This is a genomic window from Streptomyces sp. NPDC090032 (genome assembly GCF_044748025.1).
Taxonomy (GTDB): domain Bacteria; phylum Actinomycetota; class Actinomycetes; order Streptomycetales; family Streptomycetaceae; genus Streptomyces.
In genome coordinates, this window is the sequence record NZ_JBIVFF010000019.1 from 43,456 (window position 1) to 61,539 (window position 18,084).

18 protein-coding genes are annotated in these 18,084 nt (G+C 69.8%); 11 read left to right on the top strand and 7 right to left on the bottom strand.

From position 1 onward, the window contains the following. The first annotated feature begins 20 nt into the window (after positions 1 to 20). From ACIPWY_RS35785 to ACIPWY_RS35800, 4 genes are all read left to right on the top strand, one after another. The gene (locus ACIPWY_RS35785; RefSeq protein WP_362908373.1) at positions 21 to 1,358 is read left to right on the top strand and encodes an extracellular solute-binding protein; all 1,338 of its coding nucleotides are present in this window, start codon (positions 21 to 23) and stop codon (positions 1,356 to 1,358) included. Beyond that, positions 1,355 to 2,278 (top strand): sugar ABC transporter permease, encoded by a 924-nt coding sequence (locus ACIPWY_RS35790; protein ID WP_362908372.1) that lies wholly within the window; start codon positions 1,355 to 1,357, stop codon positions 2,276 to 2,278. The genes ACIPWY_RS35785 and ACIPWY_RS35790 overlap by 4 nt, the downstream gene beginning before the upstream one ends. Then, positions 2,275 to 3,189, top strand: a complete 915-nt coding sequence (locus ACIPWY_RS35795) for a carbohydrate ABC transporter permease (RefSeq protein WP_401536590.1) — start codon at positions 2,275 to 2,277, stop codon at positions 3,187 to 3,189. The genes ACIPWY_RS35790 and ACIPWY_RS35795 overlap by 4 nt, the downstream gene beginning before the upstream one ends. A gap of 162 nt (positions 3,190 to 3,351) precedes the next feature. Beyond that, a complete protein-coding gene (locus ACIPWY_RS35800) occupies positions 3,352 to 4,155 on the top strand; it encodes an SAM-dependent methyltransferase (protein ID WP_401536592.1) in 804 nt (267 codons plus the stop codon). A gap of 328 nt (positions 4,156 to 4,483) precedes the next feature. On the opposite strand, the gene ACIPWY_RS35805 is transcribed toward ACIPWY_RS35800, so the two are convergent. The 4 genes from ACIPWY_RS35805 to ACIPWY_RS35820 are packed head-to-tail and all read right to left on the bottom strand — an operon-like array spanning position 4,484 to position 8,231. Beyond that, positions 4,484 to 5,152, bottom strand: a complete 669-nt coding sequence (locus ACIPWY_RS35805; protein ID WP_362908370.1) for a response regulator transcription factor — start codon at positions 5,150 to 5,152, stop codon at positions 4,484 to 4,486. Beyond that, positions 5,149 to 6,429: a sensor histidine kinase gene (locus tag ACIPWY_RS35810; protein ID WP_401536594.1), complete on the bottom strand. Its 1,281-nt coding sequence runs from the start codon at positions 6,427 to 6,429 to the stop codon at positions 5,149 to 5,151. Before ACIPWY_RS35810 ends, ACIPWY_RS35805 begins: the two co-directional genes overlap by 4 nt. A gap of 27 nt (positions 6,430 to 6,456) precedes the next feature. Continuing rightward, positions 6,457 to 7,296: an ABC transporter permease gene (locus ACIPWY_RS35815; protein ID WP_362908368.1), complete on the bottom strand. Its 840-nt coding sequence runs from the start codon at positions 7,294 to 7,296 to the stop codon at positions 6,457 to 6,459. Next, positions 7,293 to 8,231 carry an ATP-binding cassette domain-containing protein gene (locus ACIPWY_RS35820; RefSeq protein ID WP_362908367.1) on the bottom strand — a complete coding sequence of 313 codons (939 nt, stop codon included), beginning with the start codon at positions 8,229 to 8,231 and terminating at the stop codon, positions 7,293 to 7,295. The genes ACIPWY_RS35815 and ACIPWY_RS35820 overlap by 4 nt, the downstream gene beginning before the upstream one ends. Positions 8,232 to 8,561: 330 nt before the next feature. On the opposite strand from ACIPWY_RS35820, the gene ACIPWY_RS35825 reads away from it, so the two are divergent. Genes ACIPWY_RS35825 through ACIPWY_RS35835 form a run of 3 tightly spaced genes read left to right on the top strand, consistent with a single transcriptional unit; the run spans position 8,562 to position 11,405 of the window. Beyond that, positions 8,562 to 9,413 carry a phosphatase PAP2 family protein gene (locus ACIPWY_RS35825; RefSeq protein ID WP_393705345.1) on the top strand — a complete coding sequence of 284 codons (852 nt, stop codon included), beginning with the start codon at positions 8,562 to 8,564 and terminating at the stop codon, positions 9,411 to 9,413. Then, the gene (locus ACIPWY_RS35830; protein ID WP_393705344.1) at positions 9,367 to 10,029 is read left to right on the top strand and encodes a response regulator transcription factor; all 663 of its coding nucleotides are present in this window, start codon (positions 9,367 to 9,369) and stop codon (positions 10,027 to 10,029) included. The genes ACIPWY_RS35825 and ACIPWY_RS35830 overlap by 47 nt, the downstream gene beginning before the upstream one ends. Continuing rightward, positions 10,026 to 11,405 carry a HAMP domain-containing sensor histidine kinase gene (locus tag ACIPWY_RS35835; protein ID WP_362908364.1) on the top strand — a complete coding sequence of 460 codons (1,380 nt, stop codon included), beginning with the start codon at positions 10,026 to 10,028 and terminating at the stop codon, positions 11,403 to 11,405. The genes ACIPWY_RS35830 and ACIPWY_RS35835 overlap by 4 nt, the downstream gene beginning before the upstream one ends. A gap of 98 nt (positions 11,406 to 11,503) precedes the next feature. Here ACIPWY_RS35835 and ACIPWY_RS35840 read toward each other — a convergent pair whose 3' ends face one another. Next, on the bottom strand, positions 11,504 to 12,340 hold the full coding sequence (locus ACIPWY_RS35840) for an undecaprenyl-diphosphate phosphatase (RefSeq protein ID WP_393705343.1): 837 nt from the start codon (positions 12,338 to 12,340) through the stop codon (positions 11,504 to 11,506). A gap of 248 nt (positions 12,341 to 12,588) precedes the next feature. On the opposite strand from ACIPWY_RS35840, the gene ACIPWY_RS35845 reads away from it, so the two are divergent. The 3 genes from ACIPWY_RS35845 to ACIPWY_RS35855 are packed head-to-tail and all read left to right on the top strand — an operon-like array spanning position 12,589 to position 14,041. Beyond that, the gene (locus ACIPWY_RS35845; protein ID WP_393705342.1) at positions 12,589 to 12,975 is read left to right on the top strand and encodes a BlaI/MecI/CopY family transcriptional regulator; all 387 of its coding nucleotides are present in this window, start codon (positions 12,589 to 12,591) and stop codon (positions 12,973 to 12,975) included. 17 nt (positions 12,976 to 12,992) lie between these two features. Beyond that, entirely contained in the window at positions 12,993 to 13,922 is a 930-nt protein-coding gene (locus ACIPWY_RS35850) for a M56 family metallopeptidase (RefSeq protein WP_362908361.1), read from the top strand. Then, complete coding sequence (locus ACIPWY_RS35855) at positions 13,919 to 14,041, top strand: hypothetical protein (protein ID WP_362908360.1); 123 nt, start codon at positions 13,919 to 13,921, stop codon at positions 14,039 to 14,041. The genes ACIPWY_RS35850 and ACIPWY_RS35855 overlap by 4 nt, the downstream gene beginning before the upstream one ends. Positions 14,042 to 14,106: 65 nt before the next feature. Here the strand turns inward: ACIPWY_RS35855 and ACIPWY_RS35860 are convergent, their stop codons facing one another. Both ACIPWY_RS35860 and ACIPWY_RS35865 read right to left on the bottom strand, forming a co-directional pair. Next, positions 14,107 to 15,036, bottom strand: a complete 930-nt coding sequence (locus ACIPWY_RS35860; RefSeq protein ID WP_362908359.1) for an NADP-dependent oxidoreductase — start codon at positions 15,034 to 15,036, stop codon at positions 14,107 to 14,109. A gap of 63 nt (positions 15,037 to 15,099) precedes the next feature. Continuing rightward, the gene (locus ACIPWY_RS35865; protein ID WP_383893735.1) at positions 15,100 to 15,528 is read right to left on the bottom strand and encodes a nitroreductase family deazaflavin-dependent oxidoreductase; all 429 of its coding nucleotides are present in this window, start codon (positions 15,526 to 15,528) and stop codon (positions 15,100 to 15,102) included. 266 nt (positions 15,529 to 15,794) lie between these two features. Between ACIPWY_RS35865 and ACIPWY_RS35870 the strand changes: the two genes are divergently transcribed. Beyond that, positions 15,795 to 17,615: a glycoside hydrolase family 15 protein gene (locus tag ACIPWY_RS35870; RefSeq protein WP_362908357.1), complete on the top strand. Its 1,821-nt coding sequence runs from the start codon at positions 15,795 to 15,797 to the stop codon at positions 17,613 to 17,615. The last annotated feature ends 469 nt before the right edge of the window (positions 17,616 to 18,084 follow it).

The window sequence follows — 18,084 nt, forward strand, 5'->3', positions numbered from 1 at the left end:
GGCACTGACAAGGAGGTCGGATGCCCTCTCGGAGGAAAGTTCTGGCGTGGGGCGCCGCGGCCGCCGCGGGTGCGCCAGCGCTCGCCGGCTGCGGCGAGTCACCGGGCGCCGCCCGGCTCAGCGCGGAGACCCGGCCCCGGCCCGGCGGGAAGGTCCGGCTCGCCCTGTGGACCTGGGTTCCGCTGCAGAAGTCCGTCGACCTCTGGAACCGGACCCACCCGGACATCCAGGTCCAGGTGCAGATCGTCCCAGCGAACACGTCCGGCGGCTACCAGAAGATGCACTCGGCGCTGAAGGCGGGCAATCCGCCGGATCTGGCACAGGTCGAGTTCTACGCGCTGCCCGAGTTCATGCTCGTCAACGGCCTCACGGACCTCAGCAGGTACGGCGCCGACAAACTCAGGAAGTCATACGTCGACTGGCAGTGGAACCAGGGCGTCTTCGGCGGCCGCACGTACGCGATCCCGCAGGCGTCGGGACCGATGGGCCTCTACTACCGCAAGGATCTCTTCGAGCGCTGGGACGTCGAAGTCCCGGGCACCTGGGACGAGTTCCGGCAGGCCGCCCGTGCCATCAAGAAGCGCGGGGCCGGAGCGAGGATCTGCTCGTTCAACCCGTCCGGCGGCTCCTGGTTCTCCACCGCCGTCTGGCAGCGCGGCGCCCACTGGATCCGGACCGATCCCGAGACCGACACATGGATCGTCGACATCGACGGCGAGCAGTCGCTCGATGTCGCGGACTACTGGGACGGGCTCATCCGGGAGGACCTCGTCGCGCTCATGCCGGACACCCAGGCCCCCTGGTACCGGGACATCCAGACGGGCCAGTTGGCGAGCTGGCTCTCGGCGCAGTGGGGCGACGCGCTGCTGCGCGGCAACGCGCCCGGCACCAAGGGCAAGTGGCGGGTCACGGGCCTGCCGCAGTGGGAGGCGGGCGCGCACGCGTCGAGCAACTACGGCGGCTCCTCCACCGCGGTCCTGCAGGGCAGCCGTCATCCCGTCGAAGCCCTGGAGTTCGCGCACTGGCTGAACACCGACCCGCACAGCATCGACCTGCTCGTGGCCGCCGGATACGGCTGGCCCGCGGCCCGTATCGACCTGAAGAAGACGGCCCTCGGCAAACCCGACCCGTTCTTCGGCGGGCAGGTCTACAACGAGGTGTTCCAGATCTCCGACCGCAACGTCGACACCTCCTGGCAGTGGTCGCCGACCACCACCCAGTCCTTCGCGCACATCCAGGACGGGATGGCCCGCGCGGTCGCCACCGGCGGCACCCTCGTGGAGGCGCTCAAGGACGCGCAGGGCAAAGTCGTCGACGACCTACGGGCCAAGGGCCTCAAGGCAAGGAGCGCACGATGACGACCGCCACTCCCGTGCGGGCCGCGAAGAGCCGCTCGTCCCGCCCCGACCGCGCCGCCTGGGCATTCCTCGGCCCGTTCCTCGCGATCTTCACCTTCGTCTTCGTCGTACCGATCGGCTACGCGCTCTACCAGAGCCTGCTCAAGGTCGACCGGCACGGCCCGATGGGCCTCGGCGCGCCATCGGTCGGCTTCGCGGGCCTCGACAACTATGTCCTGGCCCTCCAGCAGACCGCGTTCCTCGAGTCGTTCGGCCGGGTGCTGCTCTTCGGCGTCGTGCAGGTACCACTGATGCTTTTCCTCGCCACGTCCCTGGCGCTGATGCTGGAGCAGGTCGGCCGCCGCTGGTCGTCGGTGCTGCGCGCCTCGTTCTTCCTGCCGTACGGCGTCCCGGGTGTCATCGCCACCATCCTGTGGGGCTTCCTCTACGTCCCCGGAATCAGCCCGATCACCGACGTGCTCGGCGACGCCGCCCCCGACTTCCTCGGCTACCACGGTGTGTTGTGGTCGATCGCGAACATCGTGATCTGGGAGTTCGCGGGCTACAACATGCTCATCATCGTCGCCCAGCTGAAGTCGATCCCGCAGGAGCTGTACGAGGCGGCGCAGATCGACGGGGCCGGTCCGGTGCAGACGGCCCTGCACATCAAGCTCCCGCTGATCCGTCCGGCCCTCGTCCTCACCTGCGTGTTCTCGGTCATCGGCACGCTGCAGTTGTTCGCCGAGCCGCTCGTCATCAAGCTGCAGGCGCCCGCTGTCACCAACGACTACACGCCGAACCTGAGCGCGTACAACGACGCCTTCGCCAACGCCAATCTCTATCTCGCCGCCGCGAAGTCCGTGATCCTCGCCGTCGTGGCCTGCGTCCTGTCGTTCACGTTCCTCAGTCTGGTCAACCGCAAGAAAGGGAGCGGACGTTGAGCGTCACGACCACCACGGACCTGCCCAGGGTCGACACGCCCCCCGTTCCCGCCGCCCCGGCCGCGCCGCGCCGTACCCTGCGCCCCGGCCGGATCCTGCTGGTCGCCTCCCTCACGGTCGCGGCCTGCTACTTCCTGCTGCCGGTGTACTGGCTCGTCGTCGCGGCCACGAAGTCCACCGACCGGGTCTACGGCAGCTCCGGCCTCTGGTTCGACCACGCCCAGCTGCTGGACAACCTGACCAAGGTGTTCACCTACGACGGCCACGTCTACCTCCGCTGGGTGCTCAACTCCGCGCTGTACGCGGGGGTCGGTGCGGCCGTGGCGACGCTGCTCGCCGCCGCGGCGGGGTTCGCGCTCGCCAAGTACCGCTTCGCGGGCCGGGAGGCGGTCTTCAAGACGGTCCTGGCGGGGGTGCTGCTCCCCCAGAGCACGCTCGCCCTCCCCCTCTATCTCGTGTTCAGCAAGATCGGCCTGGTCGACACGTACTGGGCCGTCCTGCTGCCCAGCCTCGCCTCGCCGTTCGGCGTCTACCTCTGCCGGATCTACGCCGAGTCGGCGGTCCCGGACACGCTTCTGGAGGCCGCCCGGGTGGACGGGGCTCGCGAGGGCCGGATCTTCTTCCGGCTCGTCCTGCGCATCATGTCGCCGGCCCTGGTCACGGTCTTCCTGTTCCAGTTCGTCGGCATCTGGAACAACTACTTCCTGCCGCTGGTGATGCTCTCCGACGACCGGAAGTATCCGGTCACCCTCGGCCTCACCACGTGGAAGACGGCGGCCGACCGGGTGCCGGAGCTCATGCAGTACACCATCGGCGGCGCCTTCGTCTCCGTCATCCCGCTCGCCGTGGCGATGCTCGTGCTCCAGCGGTTCTGGCGGACGGGTATGACGGAGGGAAGCGTCAAGGAGTAGGGGAATCCCAGGGCAGCCGCCCAGGGACTCCCTCTGCCGCTGGGCCCCCGTACTCTCCGTGACGGCGCGTTCGCCGATCGGTGACGGCACATCAACTCCCCTCAAATGCGCGGCGGTTGATGTGGCAAGCTGAGGGATCATCGAGGCCGGGAGGGGCTCAGCGTGAGACAGGACGGCTGCCAGGCCGGGAACATCGACACCAGCAGGCCGCATCCCGCGCGGATCTACGACTACCTGCTCGGCGGCAAGGACAACTACGAGGTGGACCAGCGGGCCGGTGACGAACTCGCCGCCGCCGCGCCCGAGGTACGCATCGGTCTGCGGGCCAACCGCGCCTTCCTGGGGCGCGCCGTCCGGTACGTCGTGGACAGCGGCGTCCGCCAGATCCTCGACATCGGCACGGGCCTGCCCACGTCGCCGAACGTGCACGAGACCGCCCACGCCATCGCGCCGGACGTGCGGGTCGCGTACGTCGACAACGATCCGATCGTGAGCGCGCACGCGGACGCCCTCCTCAGTGGCTCCCATGCCACCGGCGTCGTCCTGGCCGACCTGCGTGACCCGCGCTCCGTCGTCGACCACCCGGGCGTCCGCCAGGTCATCGACTTCGACAAGCCTGTCGCCCTGCTCCTCGTCGCCGTCCTGCACTTCCTCACCGACGCCGACCAGCCCGAGCGGATCGTCGCCACCTTGCGCGACGCCCTGGCGCCCGGCAGCTTCCTCGTCCTCTCGCACGCCACAGGCGACTTCGCCGACCGCAGCGCGGCCCAGGCCGTCTACACCAAGGCCACGGCCACCTTGAACCTGCGGTCCCGGACCGCGGTCGAGCGCTTCTTCACCGGCTTCGAGCTGGTCGAACCCGGCCTGGCCCAGGCCCCGTTCTGGCGCCCGGACCTCCCGCCACCCGCCGGATCCGAGGAGATCGGGTTCTACGGTGGTGTGGCCCGCAAGCCCGGCTCCCGATGAGCGGTCCAGCCCCGCCGCGGCCCTCACGGTTGTAGTAGCCGGAGGTGACGTTGTCCCGGTTGAACGCGCTCGGCGACGCGCACCGCGTGGCGGCGGATCTCCTCGTCCGGCGCGTACTTCCACTCGGGCCCGTATCCGGTCTCGTCGAGGATCGGCAGGTGCTTTGCCGTGGAGCTGCCCGGCTGACCCTCCGGGGGTCGGCCGGGCCGGACAAACCGCATCTGCTCCTGCCCGTCCTGGCTTACGGACTCGTCCAGAAGAGCCTCGCCTGACTCGTGGTGCGGCAGGCGCTGCCGGCACCGTCATGATCGGGCCGGCGCTCGCCGGTTCAGTCCACGTTGGGCCGGGCGAGGCCATGGTCGTAGGCGAAGATCACGGCCTGGATGCGGTCGCGGGCGCCGATCTTGGCCAGGACGCGGCCGACGTGGGTCTTGACGGTGGACTCGGACAGGACGAAGCGCGTGGCGATCTCGCCGTTGGTCCAGCCCTGACCGACGGCGACGAGGATCTCGCGTTCGCGGTCGGTGAGGGAGCCGAGTCCCGGGTCCTCGGCGGAGTCTGTGCGGTGGGCGGGCACGTAGCGGGTGAACTCGTCCAGGAGGCGGCGGGTGAGGGCGGGTGCGATGACGGCGTCTCCGGCGGCGACGGCGCGGATGCCGGCGACGAGTTCATCGGGGCGTGCGTCCTTGAGGAGGAATCCGCTGGCGCCGGCCCGCAGCGCGGCGTGGACGTACTCGTCGAGGTCGAAGGTGGTGAGCACGAGGATCCGTGAGCGGGCGCCGGCGGCGACGATGCGACGGGTGGCCTCGATGCCGTCCATGCCGGGCATGCGCACGTCCATCAGGACGACGTCCGGGCGCAGTTCGGCGGTCTTGCGGACCGCCTCGGCCCCGTGGGCGGCCTCACCGACCACGTCGGTCTCGGGAACGGAGTCCAGGAGCATGTGGAAGCCGTAGCGTTGCAGCGGCTGATCGTCCACGATGAGTACGGTCGTCACCCGGCACCGCCTTGCGGCGTGAGGTCGAGGACGGCCTCGACGCTCCATCCTCCGCCGCCCGCCGGCCCCGCGCTGACGGCCCCGCCGTAGAGGGCCGCTCTCTCCCGCATACCCACCAGGCCGTGTCCTTCCTCGTTCGGCGGTCCGAGCGGTGCGGCCGGGCCGCTGTCCTGGACCCGGACGGTCAGCCGGGCGTCCTCGACGAGGATCGCCAGGTGCACCCGCGTGTCGGCGACGGCGTGCTTCAACGTGTTGGTGAGGGCTTCCTGGACGATGCGGTACACCGTCAGTTGCACCCCGCCGTCGAGAGTGTCCATGTCGCCGGAGGTCCGGTAGACGACCTCGAGTCCGGCTGCGCGCACGTTGGCGCACAGTGCGCCGATGTCCGCGATGCCGGGCTGTGGACTGAGTTCGGGGCCGCCCGAAGGACCGTCCGTCGCTTCCCGAAGGACACCGAGTACGCGTCGCAGTTCGCCGAGGGCCTGGCGGCCGGTGTCGCCGATGAGCTCGAGTGCCTCCTTGCCACGTTCGGGTGCGATGTCCGTGGCGTAGGCGCCGGCGTCTGCGAGCGTGATGATCACGGAGAGGTTGTGGCCGACGATGTCGTGCATCTCGCGGGCGACACGGGTGCGTTCAGTGGCGGTGGCCAGCCTGCTGCGCTGGTCGCGTTCGATCTCCAGCTGGGCGGCCCGGTCCCGCAGTCCGGCGAGCTGGGCCCGGCGAACCCGTACCACCAGGCCGAGCGCGAGGGCGGCGGTCGCCGTGCTCAGCAGGAAGAACAGCGCGTCCCAGACGGACACGGCCGGGGAAGCGCGTACCGCCACCAGCACCATGGCGCCCGCCATGGCCGCGCAGGCCCACGGCAACTGCCGTAGCCGCCCGTGCAGGGCCAGGCTGTACAGGGCGACGAAGAGAGCGACGTCCGCGCGCAGTGCCGCACCCAGCAACCACTGGACGACGAACACCGCGGCGATGACGCCGAAGGCCGTCACAGGCTTACGCCGCCGCCACAGCAGGGGCAGTACCAGACCCGCTTGGAGTGCCAGCATTCCCGCGACGGGCAGCTGGGTGAAGGCGAGCCGGAACCGGCGCGGGCCGTCGCCGTCGTCCACTCCGCCGTGGAGCAGTTCGGGCAGGCAGAAGATCAGGAAGACCAGAACCACGACCGCGGTGTCCAGCACCCACGGATGTGTCCGGTCGGCCTGCTTCAACCGCTGGCCGCCCCTGGACAGTCGGGCGACCAGCAGTCCCGTTCCGCTGATGTCATCGGTGGTCACGGACGTCACCTGTTCATGGTGCAGGTGTCAGACGTCGGTGCGCGCGAGCCGGTACGCCGCACCGCCCAACGCCAGCGCCGTCCAGCAGAGGAAGACCAGCAGTCCGGCGCCCGGTGACAGAGTGGTGGAGTCGTGGGTCAGCGCGAACATCGACTCGCCCGCGTTGGACGGCAGGTAGGGGCTGATGTCGTCCTGCCAGGAGCTCGGCAGCAGTGAGATCAGTCCCGGGATCAGCATCAGGGTGGCCACCAGCACCGAGATCCCGCCGGCCACCGACCGCAGCAGGGCACCCAGGGCCGTGCCGATCACCCCGACCAGGCCGAGGTAGAGCCCCGCGCCCAGCAGACTCCGCACGACACCCGCGTGCTCAAGGCCCATGGCCGCGGGCGTACCCGAGACGATGCCCTTCCCGATCAAGAAGGTGACGAACGCGCCGACGGTCCCCACCGCCAGCGCCACCACCCCGAACGCGGCCGCCTTGGACCACAGGACCGGCAGCCGGCGGGGCACGGCCGCAAGCGTGGAACGGATCATGCCGGTCGAGTATTCGCCCGCCGTGACCAGCACGCCCAGCACGCCCAGGGCCAGCTGGGCGAAGTTCGTACCGAAGAGGGACAGGCTCACGGCCGTGGAATCGGCGAAGTCCCGGTCGATGTGGCCGGAGCCGATCCCCGACTTGTAGCGGCTCGCGGCGATCAGGCCGAAGGCCACCAGGAACAGCAGGCCGAGGCCCAGGGTGATCCAGGTCGAGCGCAGGGACCACAGCTTGGCCCATTCGGAGGAGAGCACGCGCCGTCCGGTCACCCGGTATGCGGGGCGGTCGGGCGTTGTCCTGGGTTCCTCGGCGGTTGCGGTGAGGGTGCTCATGCGGGCCTCCCGAGGGTCTCGATCCCGGTCGTGGTGCCGTGGTACTCCACGGCATCCCTGGTCAGGTCCATGAACGCCTCCTCCAGTGACACGGTCCGCGCGCTCAGCTCGAACAGCGCGATCCCGTGTTCCGCGGCCTTCAGTCCGATCTCGCGGGCGGTCAGCCCGGTCACCTGCAGTTCCTCGGAGCCGATCCGGCCGGTGACGTCGACACCGGGCCCCGCCAGCACGTCCCGCAGCCTCGCCGGGTCCTGCGTCGCCACCCTCACCGTGTCGCCGCCCGCCTCGCGGATCAGGTCCGCCACGGTCGTGTCGGCGAGCAGTCGGCCGCGCCCCACGATGATCAAGTGGTCCGCCACAAGAGCCATCTCGCTCATCAGGTGCGAAGACACGAACACCGTCCGGCCCTCGTCGGCGAGCCCCTTCAGCAGGTTGCGGATCCAGAGCACGCCCTCCGGGTCCAACCCGTTGACCGGCTCGTCCAGCATCACCGTCCGCGGATCGCCCAGCAGCGCCGCGGCGATGCCCAGCCGCTGGCCCATCCCGAGGGAGAAGGCACCGGCCCGCTTCTTCGCCACAGTGCCCAGTCCGGCGAGGTCGATGACCTCGTCGACCCGGCGGCCCGGAATGCCGTGGGTCAGCGCGAGGGCCTTGAGGTGGTTGTACGCCGAGCGGCCCGGGTGGATCGACTTCGCCTCCAGGAGGGCACCGACCTCCTGCAGCGGAGCCTGATGGCGGGCGTAGCGGTGGCCGTTCACAGTGACGGCGCCGCTCGTCGGGGCGTCGAGTCCGACGATCATGCGCATGGTCGTGGACTTGCCCGCGCCGTTGGGCCCCAGGAAGCCGGTCACGGTGCCTGGCTTCACGACGAAGTCCAGGCCGTCGACGGCCGTCTTCTCGCCGTACCTCTTGGTCAACTGTCGTGCGTCGATCATGCGCGTTCTCCCTGTCGGCCTGCGGCGCCCGTCGCTTCCGACGCCACACCGGCAACGCTAAGAGCCGATTCCCCCGATCCCGTGGTACCGGAAGGCTGAACCACAGCGGGCGTGTGGTACCGCGGTACTACGCGACTACCTGCGGTGACGTCCGTGCGCATGTCCATGGGGAACTTCCTCGACTCCGCCATCGTCTACAGTTCAGTAGACCGTCTACAGGCTTGTAGTCGATATCGGGTGTCGCCGTTCCCGCATCCGACTGTCCGGACGAACGGTGAGGGTGAAGGTGAAGGTGAGGGTGAAGGTGACAGTGAGGGTGAGGGGTGAAGGATGAAGCGCGGCGACACCGCCGGCCTGGCAGGCACCTGCGGCCTCGGCGCGTGGACGGCGTTCGGCGTGCTGACCTTGGTGGTGGCGGGCCGCGACGGCAGACCGCTGTTCGCGGACGCCGACCTTCTCTCGTGGTCCGTCGGCCACCGGCCGGACGTGGCGGTGACGTTCGCCCGCGGACTGACCGCCACCGGGACGGGTGTCGTCCCGTTCGCGCTGGCCGCACTGGCCGGAATCATCGCGGGCCGCACCCTGCGGCAGCGCGCGCTCGCCGCCGCGCTCTGTCTGGGCTGCCTGGGGGCGGGACAGGCGTTGCGGTACGGGGTGATGGCGGTGGTCGCCCGACCTCGGCCACCCCTGGCGGACTGGGGGACGCATGCCTCGGGGTGGTCGTTTCCGTCCGGTCACGCCACCACGTCAGCCCTCACCGCGGGGCTGCTCGTCATCGCCGTCTGTCTGCGGGGGCCGCGTCGCCGGGCCCCACTGGTCCTGATCATCGGCGGCTGGGGCGCATCGGTCGGGCTGACCCGCGTCTTTCTCGGGGTGCACTGGTTCACCGACGTCGTCGGCGGCTGGCTGTTCGCCTTGGGATGGCTAGGGGTGTGCCTGTGCGCCGCGGGCTGGTGGCTGCCCGAGCGGTTGACCCTCGGCATACCGGACACCGACACAGCGCACCGGACGACGGAACCGAGGGGCGAGGCAGAAAGCCGAACGGACACGGCACGAGAACAGACAGACACGGCACGAGAACAGACAGGCGTGGCACGAGAACAGACGGACGTGACACGAGGCGAGAAGGAGCTCCATGCACCAGACCATCCTGGTCGTCGAGGACGATCACGCCCTGCGTGACGTGCTGATGCGCGGGCTGCGCGACGAGGACTTCGACACCGTGGCCGCGCCGGACGGCGCCACCGCCCTGCGCCTGGCCACTGCCGGAATCTCCGCCGCGGTGCTCGACATCGGGCTGCCCGACGCCGACGGGCGCGACGTGTGCCAGGCCATGCGCGCGAACGGATTCCTCTCCCCGGTCATCTTCCTGACCGCCCATCACCGCCTCACCGACCGGCTGTCGGGGTTCTCCGCCGGAGGCGACGACTACTTGCCCAAGCCGTTCCATCTCGCCGAACTCGCGGCCCGCCTGCGGGCAGCACTCAAACGGGCCGCGCCGCCGCCCGCTTCCACGGCAGGGGACCTGGCGCTGGACGCCGTCCGGCACCTGGTCAGCGTGCGGGGCACCCCGGTCGATCTGACACCGACCGAGTTCCGTCTCCTGGCCGCCCTCATGTCGGCTTCCGGCGGCATCGTGCGCCGCCGCGAGCTGGTCCGGGCGGGCTGGCCGGAGGGCGCCCAGGTGCACGACAACACCCTCGACCAATACCTGACCCGTCTGCGCCGCAAATTGCGCGAGGCGGGCAGCGACCGGACGATCGGCACGGCCCGCGGGGTCGGCCACCGCCTGTCATGAGCGGGATCCGCCGCCGGCTGCGGCCCGCCGTGACCGTCTTCCTCCACCGGCTGGCGCCCCGCACCCTGCGCGGCCGGCTCTCACTCGTCGCCTTCACCACGGCCGCGCTGCTGATGCTGGTCCTCACCGTCGCCTTCAACGCCGTGGCCCAGCAACGCCTGCAGCACCAGGCGGACGACGAACTGCGTACCCGCGCTGCCGCCGTCGCGACGACCGTCGACACCGGCGGCACGACGGTTCGCGTCCTGGAGACCTCCCACGACGAACTCCTCGACACGAACGTGTGGATCTACGCCGGCCGACGCCTGCTGGAGGAACCGTCGGCCGCCGGCCCCGTGACCCGCGTCGCCGACGCACTCGCCGGGCGCGGCGGGCGACGATGCGTCACCGCCGACGTCGATGGCCCCCTGCGGCTGTGTTCCCAGCCGGTGCCCGGAGAGAGGAGCGAGGCCACGGTGGTCACCGCACTCGACCTCTCCCCCTACCGGAGTTCGGCCGACACGCTGCTCATGGGGTCGCTCGCTCTGGACGCCGTGATGCTCGCCTGCACCTACGCCCTGACCCGGATGGCGGTCGGCCGCGCGCTGCGCCCCGTCCGCACGATGACCGACCAGGCCACCCAGTGGAGCGCCGTCGCCTCCGAAGAACGCTTCGGAAGCATGCGGCACCCGGCCGAACTCGCCCGTCTCGGCACGTCATTGGACGCCATACTGGACCGCATCCGCACACTTCTGCGCCATGAACGCCAGCTCACCGGTGAACTCTCACACGAGCTGCGTACGCCCCTGAGCCGGATCATCGCCGAACTCGACTGGTGGCAGACCCGCCCTCGCACCGCCGTCCAGACCCGGGCCACCCATCGGGTCATCGTGGACGCCGCCGAGTCCATGCGCACTATCTGCGACACCCTCCTGGACGACGCCCGGGGCGGCACCCTCACCGCTCCGGGCACCGCCGAAGTCCAGCCCACGCTGCAACGCCTGGCCGAAATCCGGGACGCGCCAGGCCACTTGACGGTCACAGCCGACGGCCCGCATCTGATCACAGGCGTCCCACCGGCCCTCCTCGAACGCATCGTCAGCCCGCTCCTCACCAACGCCTGCCGCTACGCCCACTCCAGCGTCTCCGTCCGCTCGTACCGCGCACCGGACGGCGTGGGCATCGACGTCATCGACGACGGACCGGGCGTACCGTCCCCGTTCGCGGGACAGCTCTTCGAGCCCGGTCGACGCGCGGAGCCCGGCGACGGACACAGCGGAGCGGGCCTGGGGCTGTCGCTGGCGCGACGCCTGGCCCGCTCCGCCGGCGGCGAAGTGACGTACGACCCCGGGCACAGACCCGGGGCACGGTTCGTGATCAGCCTGCCTGCCGGCTGACGGCAGCCCCGTCCGGCGGACGAAGGGCATCGATACCGGGCCGGTGGTGATACCGGGACCGCGAGAGGTGGCCTTTCCGCCGCGGGTCCGGGCGCGGTTCAGGCGTTGACGGTTCCGGTGGCCAGGAGGGCGAAGAGGAGTACGCCGACGACGATCCGGTAGATGACGAAGGCGTTGAAGCTGTGCCGGGCGATGTACTTCAGCAGCCAGGCGATGGAGGCGTAGGCGACGATGAAGGAGACAGCGGTTCCCACGATCAGGGGCGCTGTGTCCGCTCCGGCTCCGACCGCGTCCTTGAGTTCGTACAGGCCTGCGCCGGTGAGTGCGGGGATGCCGAGGAAGAACGAGAGCCGCGTGGCGGCGAGGCGGTCCAGGTCGAGGATGAGCCCGGTGGACATGGTGGCGCCGGAACGCGAGAAGCCGGGGAAGAGAAGGGCCAGGATCTGGGAGGAGCCGACGAGCATGGCGTCCTTGAGGGTGGTGTCGTCCTCGCCACGCTTGTGCCGGCCCATCTGGTCGGCGGCCCACATCAGTCCGCTGCCGACGATCAACGATCCGGCCACGACCCAGAGCGAGGCCAGCGGGCCGTCGATCAGCGGCTTGGCGGCCAGTCCGACGACCACGACGGGAATGGTGGCGTAGATGACCCACCAGGCAAATTTGTAGTCGTGGTGCTGGCGCTGGTCCCGGTGGCGGAGCCCACGCCCCCAGGCCCCCATGATCCGGACGATGTCCTTGAAGAAGTAGAGAAGCACTGCGGCGATGGCGCCGACCTGGATCACCGCGGTGAAGGCGACGACGGACTTGTCGTCCACCGGGATGTTCATCAGCCCCTCGGTGATCTTCAGGTGGCCGGTGGAGGAGACGGGCAGGAACTCCGTCACCCCCTCCACCAGGCCGAGGACCACTGCTTGTCCGATGCTGATGGCGCTCACGGGCGCTGCCTTTCCATCGAGGGGGTAGTTGAGGGTGTTTCAGCGGTTCGGCCGGCGGTGATCGCCGCCGGCCGGTACGGGGGGCCGTGGCTTCGAGGACTGAAGGCAGGCGAAGGTTGCATCAGGCATCCTGTGAGCAGGGGCCACCGCGGGCAGGGCGATGCAGCAGGGGCTGAGCGGACACAGTATCTTCTATTCGCGAATAGAAGATACTGGTGACTGTAGACCACGAAGGCAGGAGGACGACGTTGGCGGGCCACGATCAGGCACCGGGTTCGGGTGGCAGGCGCCGGGCGAACGGCGCGCTGGAGGCGGAGATCCTCACCCTGCTGCACGCCGTCCGACGCGCGCTGACACCTGGCGAGGTGACGGAGCGTCTGACCTCGCCGCTCGCGCACACCACGGTGGCCACCACGCTCGCCCGACTGCACACCCGTGGCGTACTGGACCGCACGCCGCAGGGGCGCAGTTACGTGTACGCGCCGGTCGCCGACGAGTCAGGGATGACCGCCCGGCACATGCATCAGGTGATGGAAGGGGGCAACGACCGCGCCTCGGTACTGACCCATTTCGTGGACGAGCTGTCCGATGACGACGAAGACCTGCTGCGCCGCCTCCTGGGCAACGACAGGTAGCGGAGAGACACACACCGATGCACCTGGCCGTCTACCTGCCGTTGTTGCTTCCTGCCCTGGCCGGCGTGGGCGCGGGCCCGCTCGCCCGCCGCTTGGAGCCTCGCTCGGCGACCTGGCTGCTGACCGTCGCCGGGCTGATCCTCGCCGCGTCCAGCACTGTGGTCCTGGGCCTGCTGGCCCTGGCCGGGCTGGTACGCGTCCCCCTGATCGCCGCGCTCAAGGGTTACTCGCCCGGGGTGATCGCCCGCGATGATCCGGCGACCTGGCAGGCAGCCGTCGCGGGGGCCGTACTGCTGGCCCTCGCCGCCTCGGCCACCGTCCGCTTGACCGTGCGCCGGGCGGGGGCGCTGTGGTCAGCCGCTCTGGAGGCGGCCTGCCTGCCCGGGCGGGAATCCGTCGTCGTCACCGAGGACCGGCACGCCGATGCCTACACGATGCCCGGCCTGCCGGGCCGCATCGTGATCTCCCACGGCATGCTCGACGCCCTCGATCCCGCCGGCCACGACATCATCCTCGCCCACGAGAGGGCGCACCTGGACAACCATCACTACGCGTTCGTCACGCTCGCGCAGATCGCGGCCGCCGCCAATCCGCTGCTGCGCCCGCTGGCCACGTCCGTCGCGTTCACCGTCGAGCGGTGGGCCGACGAGTACGCCGCTCAGCACACAGGTGACCGGCGCGCGGTGGCCGAGACCGTGGCCAGAGCCGCCGTGGCCGCCAAACGCACCCGGTCCCTGCCCGCCGCCGCTCTGGGTGTCCTGGGCCGTCGCCCTGCCCCGGGCGTCATCCCCCGCCGGGTCGCCGCCCTGCTCGAGCCTGCCCCGCGCAGCCCGTACCACCTTCTTGTCGCTGTGGGTGCGCTCGTGGCGGTCAGCGGCGTGTGCGTACTGGAAGCCGCTCATGACCTGCACGAGTTCCTCGAACTGGCCCACATTCACCGGCGGTGACCATCCAGGAGGGCGTGGTCTTGGTCGCGCTGCTGCTTCCTTCCGTTCCCGTGGCGTTCGGCGCGCTGAGAAGCGCCATGCTCGCCTTGGGTATCGCCTACGGTGACAACTCGCCATGAGTATCGCGTACGTGGACAAAGCGATAGGTGGTCTTCCGAGCCGGTGGACATTCCCGGTCAGGGCACTACAACCAGGCCCTGAGGACGATCTTGCCGTGGGTGTGGCGGTGTTCGAGCTCGGTGTAGGCCTCGCGGACCTGTGCCAGCGGATAGACGTTCGCGATCGGCACCTCGAGGTGTCCGTCGGCGATCAGGGCGGCAAGCTCGGCCAGCACCTTGGCACCCGGCCCGGCCGCGCTCCCCCCGTCAGTCTTCACCCCGTGCTTCTCGGCGGCCGCGAAGTCAGCGATGGTGTCGATCCGGTCGGTCGCCACGCCGAGGGCGAGGGCCAGCTCGACGTATCCGTCGCCGAAGGTGTCGATGAAGGCGTCCACTCCGCTGGGCGCGGCGGTCCTGATGCGGTCCGCGACGCCGTCACCGTACGCAATGGGGATCACGTCGTGGCTCTTCAGCCACTCGTGGTTGCTCTCGCTCGCCAGGCCGATGACCGTGGCCCCGGTACGGCGCGCGAGCTGGACGGCGAGCGAGCCGACTCCCCCGGCGGCTCCGGAGATGACGACGGTCTCGCCCTCCTTGAGCTGGACGGCGTGTACCGCCCCCCATGCGGTGACGCCGACGACGTACAGGCTGCCGGCCACCTCCCATGAAACCGTCTCCGGCTTCTGCGTGAGGTCATCGGTCTCGGCCAGGACCAGTTCGGCCTGGGAGGCCCGCTTCTGGGTGAATCCGAGCACCTGGTCGCCGGGCGAAAATCCAGTGACCCCGGTGCCGGCCTCCTCGACGACCCCGGCGAAGTCGCTGCCCTGCCCGGACGGGAACGTCGACGGGAACATGTCTGCCAAGGCCCCCGTGCGGATGACCGCCTCACTGGGGTTGATGCCGGCCGTTTTCACGCGTACAAGCACCTGCCCGTCCCCGGGCACCGGGCGTTCCACCTCGTCGACCCGCAACACGTCGATCCCGCCGAACTCGTCGTACCTGACCGCCTTGGGCATGATCTCTTTCCTTCGACTCGCTGAAGCTGACAGCTGACACCTGACAGAGGCGTGGGTCGGGGGCTACGCCCGCCGGAGTTCGAGCACGGGAATCATGCGGATTCCAGCAGTCTGGCGTCCGTACTCGGCAAACCCGGGGTAACGCCGCGCTTGCTCGGCGTAGACGCGGTCGCGTTCGGCGCCGGCCAGTTCACGGACGGTCACCTGGTAGGTCTCCGTGCCGCGTTCGACGGTGCCTTCACCGGCGGCGGTCAGGTTGCGGTACCAATCCGGGTTGGTGGGTGCTCCGCCCTTGGATGCGAAGACGTAGACGATGTCCGGCGCGGTGTCGTGCGGGAGGTACATCATCGGGCTGACGTACTCCTGCCCGCTCTTGCGACCGCGGTGATGGACGAGGACCAGCGGAGCGCCCTCGAAGACCCCGCCGACCCTGCCCTCGTTCGCTCGGAACTCTGCGATGGTCTTCGCGTTCCAGTCGCTTGCTTCGCTCATGTCGAACTCCTGTCGTTCACGATCCGGGTCAGGCTCAGGGGCGAGGGTGACCTCGACGTCGGCGACGTCCTGCCGGTGCCGGTAGACGGGCCGCTGGCATCGTCTCCACGAGGCAGGTGAGAAGGCATCACCGGATCACGGTGATTCGCCCGGCCGGGGCAGCCGCAGGACCGCCAAAGCATCAGCAGCGAAGTTCAACAAAGCCGCTTAGCATAAAACGTAAGGCTCCATCTCCAGGTCCGCGCCGCAGCGGCAGGGAGGCCGTCATGGCGTTCGACACGACCGGTTTCGAGCAGGCCGACAGCCGCTACATACCGATCTCGGAACACGGCCTGATCGGCGATCTTCGGACGACCGCCCTGGTCGCCACGAACGGCACCATCGACTGGTACTGCTGCCCGCGCTTCGACGCGCCCAGCGTGTTCGGGTCGATCCTCGACGCCGACCGGGGCGGCTCGTTCGAGCTGGCCGCCGAGGTCCCGACACGCACCAGGCAGTTCTACTTCCCCGACACGAACGTCCTGATCACGCGGTTCTTCGCCGCGGACGGCGTGGCCGAGATCCAGGACTTCATGCCCGTCGTCGACGAGTCGCGGGAGGCGTCCCGGCACCGGCTGATCCGGCGGGTGATCTGCGTCCGCGGAACCCTCCCCTTCAAAGCGCGGATCGCCCCCCGCTTCGGCTACGGCACCGAAGCGCACACCACGCACCTCGAAGGCCACGAGGCGGTGTTCGAGTCCCCGTCACTGACGCTCGCGCTGACCGCCACCGCACCCCTGGAGACCGACGGCCGGGACGTGTGGTCGCACTTCAAGCTCCTCGAGGGCGAGTCCAACGTGTTCGCCCTCGACCAGGTCGGCGACGACGTGGCCCCTCGGGCCTGTCCGCGCCTCGAGGCGCAGGAGCAGGCCGATGCGACGGTCAGGTTCTGGCGTCACTGGCTGGCCGGTTCCCGCTACCACGGGCGGTGGCGGGAAATGGTGAACCGCTCCGCTCTGCTGCTCAAGCTGCTCACCTACGTGCCGACCGGTGCCATCGTCGCCGCACCGACCACCAGCCTGCCCGAGCAGATCGGCGGCGAACGCAACTGGGACTACCGCTACGTCTGGGTCCGCGACGCCGCCTTCTGCGTCTACGCCATGCTGCGCCTCGGGTTCACCTCGGAGGCCGAGGCGTTCATGGGGTTCCTCTCCGAGCGCGGTACCAGTGCGAACGGCCCGCTGCAGATCATGTACGGCATCGACGGGCGCAGCGAGCTGCCCGAGTACGAGCTGCCGCACCTGGAGGGCTACCTCGGCTCCGCACCGGTCCGGATCGGCAACGCCGCCACCGGCCAGCTCCAGCTGGACATCTACGGAGCCCTGATCGACTCGATCTACCTGTACGACAAGTGGGGCCAGCCGATCAGCAGCGACCGCTGGGACGAGGTCGGCACGATGGCGGACTGGGTCTGCGAGCACTGGGACCAGCCCGACGAGGGTATCTGGGAGACCCGCTCGGGCCGGCGGAACTTCGTCTACTCGCGGCTGATGTGCTGGGTGGCGCTGGAGCGGGCGATGCGCATGGCGAACCACCGGGGCCTGCCGGCGGACCTACCCCGCTGGCGGAATTCCCGGGACGCGATCTACCGGCAGATCATGCAGCGTGGCTGGTCGGCCGAGCGGGGCGCGTTCGTCCAGGCACTGGACGACGGGCAGCTGGACGCCTCGCTGCTGATGATGCCGATGGCCAAGTTCATCGCGCCCACCGACCCCAAGTGGCTCTCCACCCTGGACGCCCTCACCGCAGACCTGGTCTCCGACTCCCTGGTTCACCGCTACGACCCGGCCACCAGCCCCGACGGCCTGCACGGTCCCGAGGGGACCTTCTCGATCTGCTCCTTCTGGTACGTCGAGGCACTGGCCCGCGCGGGCCGGCTGGAGGAGGCCCGGCTCGCTTTCGAGAAGATGCTCACCTACGGAAACCACCTCGGTCTCTTCGCCGAGGAGATCGGCCCGACCGGCGAACAACTCGGCAATTTCCCCCAGGCCTTCACCCACCTCTCGCTGATCAGCGCCGCCTTCAACCTCGACCGCGCACTCGGCTGAGTTGGCGCCGCCGCCCGGAGGCAGGGCCCGACGCGCAACGAGGCGTCGTCGCACCGCGAGGCGATGCCGAGCGCCCACTTCGCCACCGGTTCGCCGTTGCGGTGGCGACAGGTGCTGCCGAGAACGGCCCTGACTGTTTTCGCCACCGGTTCACCGTTGCGGTGGGGACAGGTGCTGCCGGGAACGGCCCTGGCTGTTGCGGGACATGACGTCATTGGCACGGGCCGGTGCCGGTACCGGCCCGTGAAACCGAGGTGCCTTGGCGGGCATCGGTCGGGTAGCGTGCGGGCCATGTCGAGCCCTGAGTCAGACAAGGTGGGGGCTTTCGGTCACGCCGTCAGCCCCCTGAACCACTGAGTTCATAGCCCTGTCGTCGCACCGCATTCCGCGGTGGGACGAAAAAAAGGGTGCTCCTGGGGCTGGCCGCGGTGACGAGATGACCTTCTCGTGCCTCTCCTCACCTCGGAGC

Bases quoted from the DNA above. Each gene is read 5' to 3' on its own strand.
- ACIPWY_RS35785 (WP_362908373.1), top strand. From the start codon at position 21: ATGCCCTCTCGGAGGAAAGTTCTGGCGTGGGGCGCCGCGGCCGCCGCG.
- ACIPWY_RS35790 (WP_362908372.1), top strand. From the start codon at position 1,355: ATGACGACCGCCACTCCCGTGCGGGCCGCGAAGAGCCGCTCGTCCCGC.
- ACIPWY_RS35815 (WP_362908368.1), bottom strand. From the start codon at position 7,296: ATGAGCACCCTCACCGCAACCGCCGAGGAACCCAGGACAACGCCCGAC.
- ACIPWY_RS35820 (WP_362908367.1), bottom strand. From the start codon at position 8,231: ATGATCGACGCACGACAGTTGACCAAGAGGTACGGCGAGAAGACGGCC.
- ACIPWY_RS35825 (WP_393705345.1), top strand. From the start codon at position 8,562: ATGAAGCGCGGCGACACCGCCGGCCTGGCAGGCACCTGCGGCCTCGGC.
- ACIPWY_RS35830 (WP_393705344.1), top strand. From the start codon at position 9,367: ATGCACCAGACCATCCTGGTCGTCGAGGACGATCACGCCCTGCGTGAC.
- ACIPWY_RS35835 (WP_362908364.1), top strand. From the start codon at position 10,026: ATGAGCGGGATCCGCCGCCGGCTGCGGCCCGCCGTGACCGTCTTCCTC.
- ACIPWY_RS35850 (WP_362908361.1), top strand. From the start codon at position 12,993: ATGCACCTGGCCGTCTACCTGCCGTTGTTGCTTCCTGCCCTGGCCGGC.
- ACIPWY_RS35860 (WP_362908359.1), bottom strand. From the start codon at position 15,036: ATGCCCAAGGCGGTCAGGTACGACGAGTTCGGCGGGATCGACGTGTTG.
- ACIPWY_RS35865 (WP_383893735.1), bottom strand. From the start codon at position 15,528: ATGAGCGAAGCAAGCGACTGGAACGCGAAGACCATCGCAGAGTTCCGA.
- ACIPWY_RS35870 (WP_362908357.1), top strand. From the start codon at position 15,795: ATGGCGTTCGACACGACCGGTTTCGAGCAGGCCGACAGCCGCTACATA.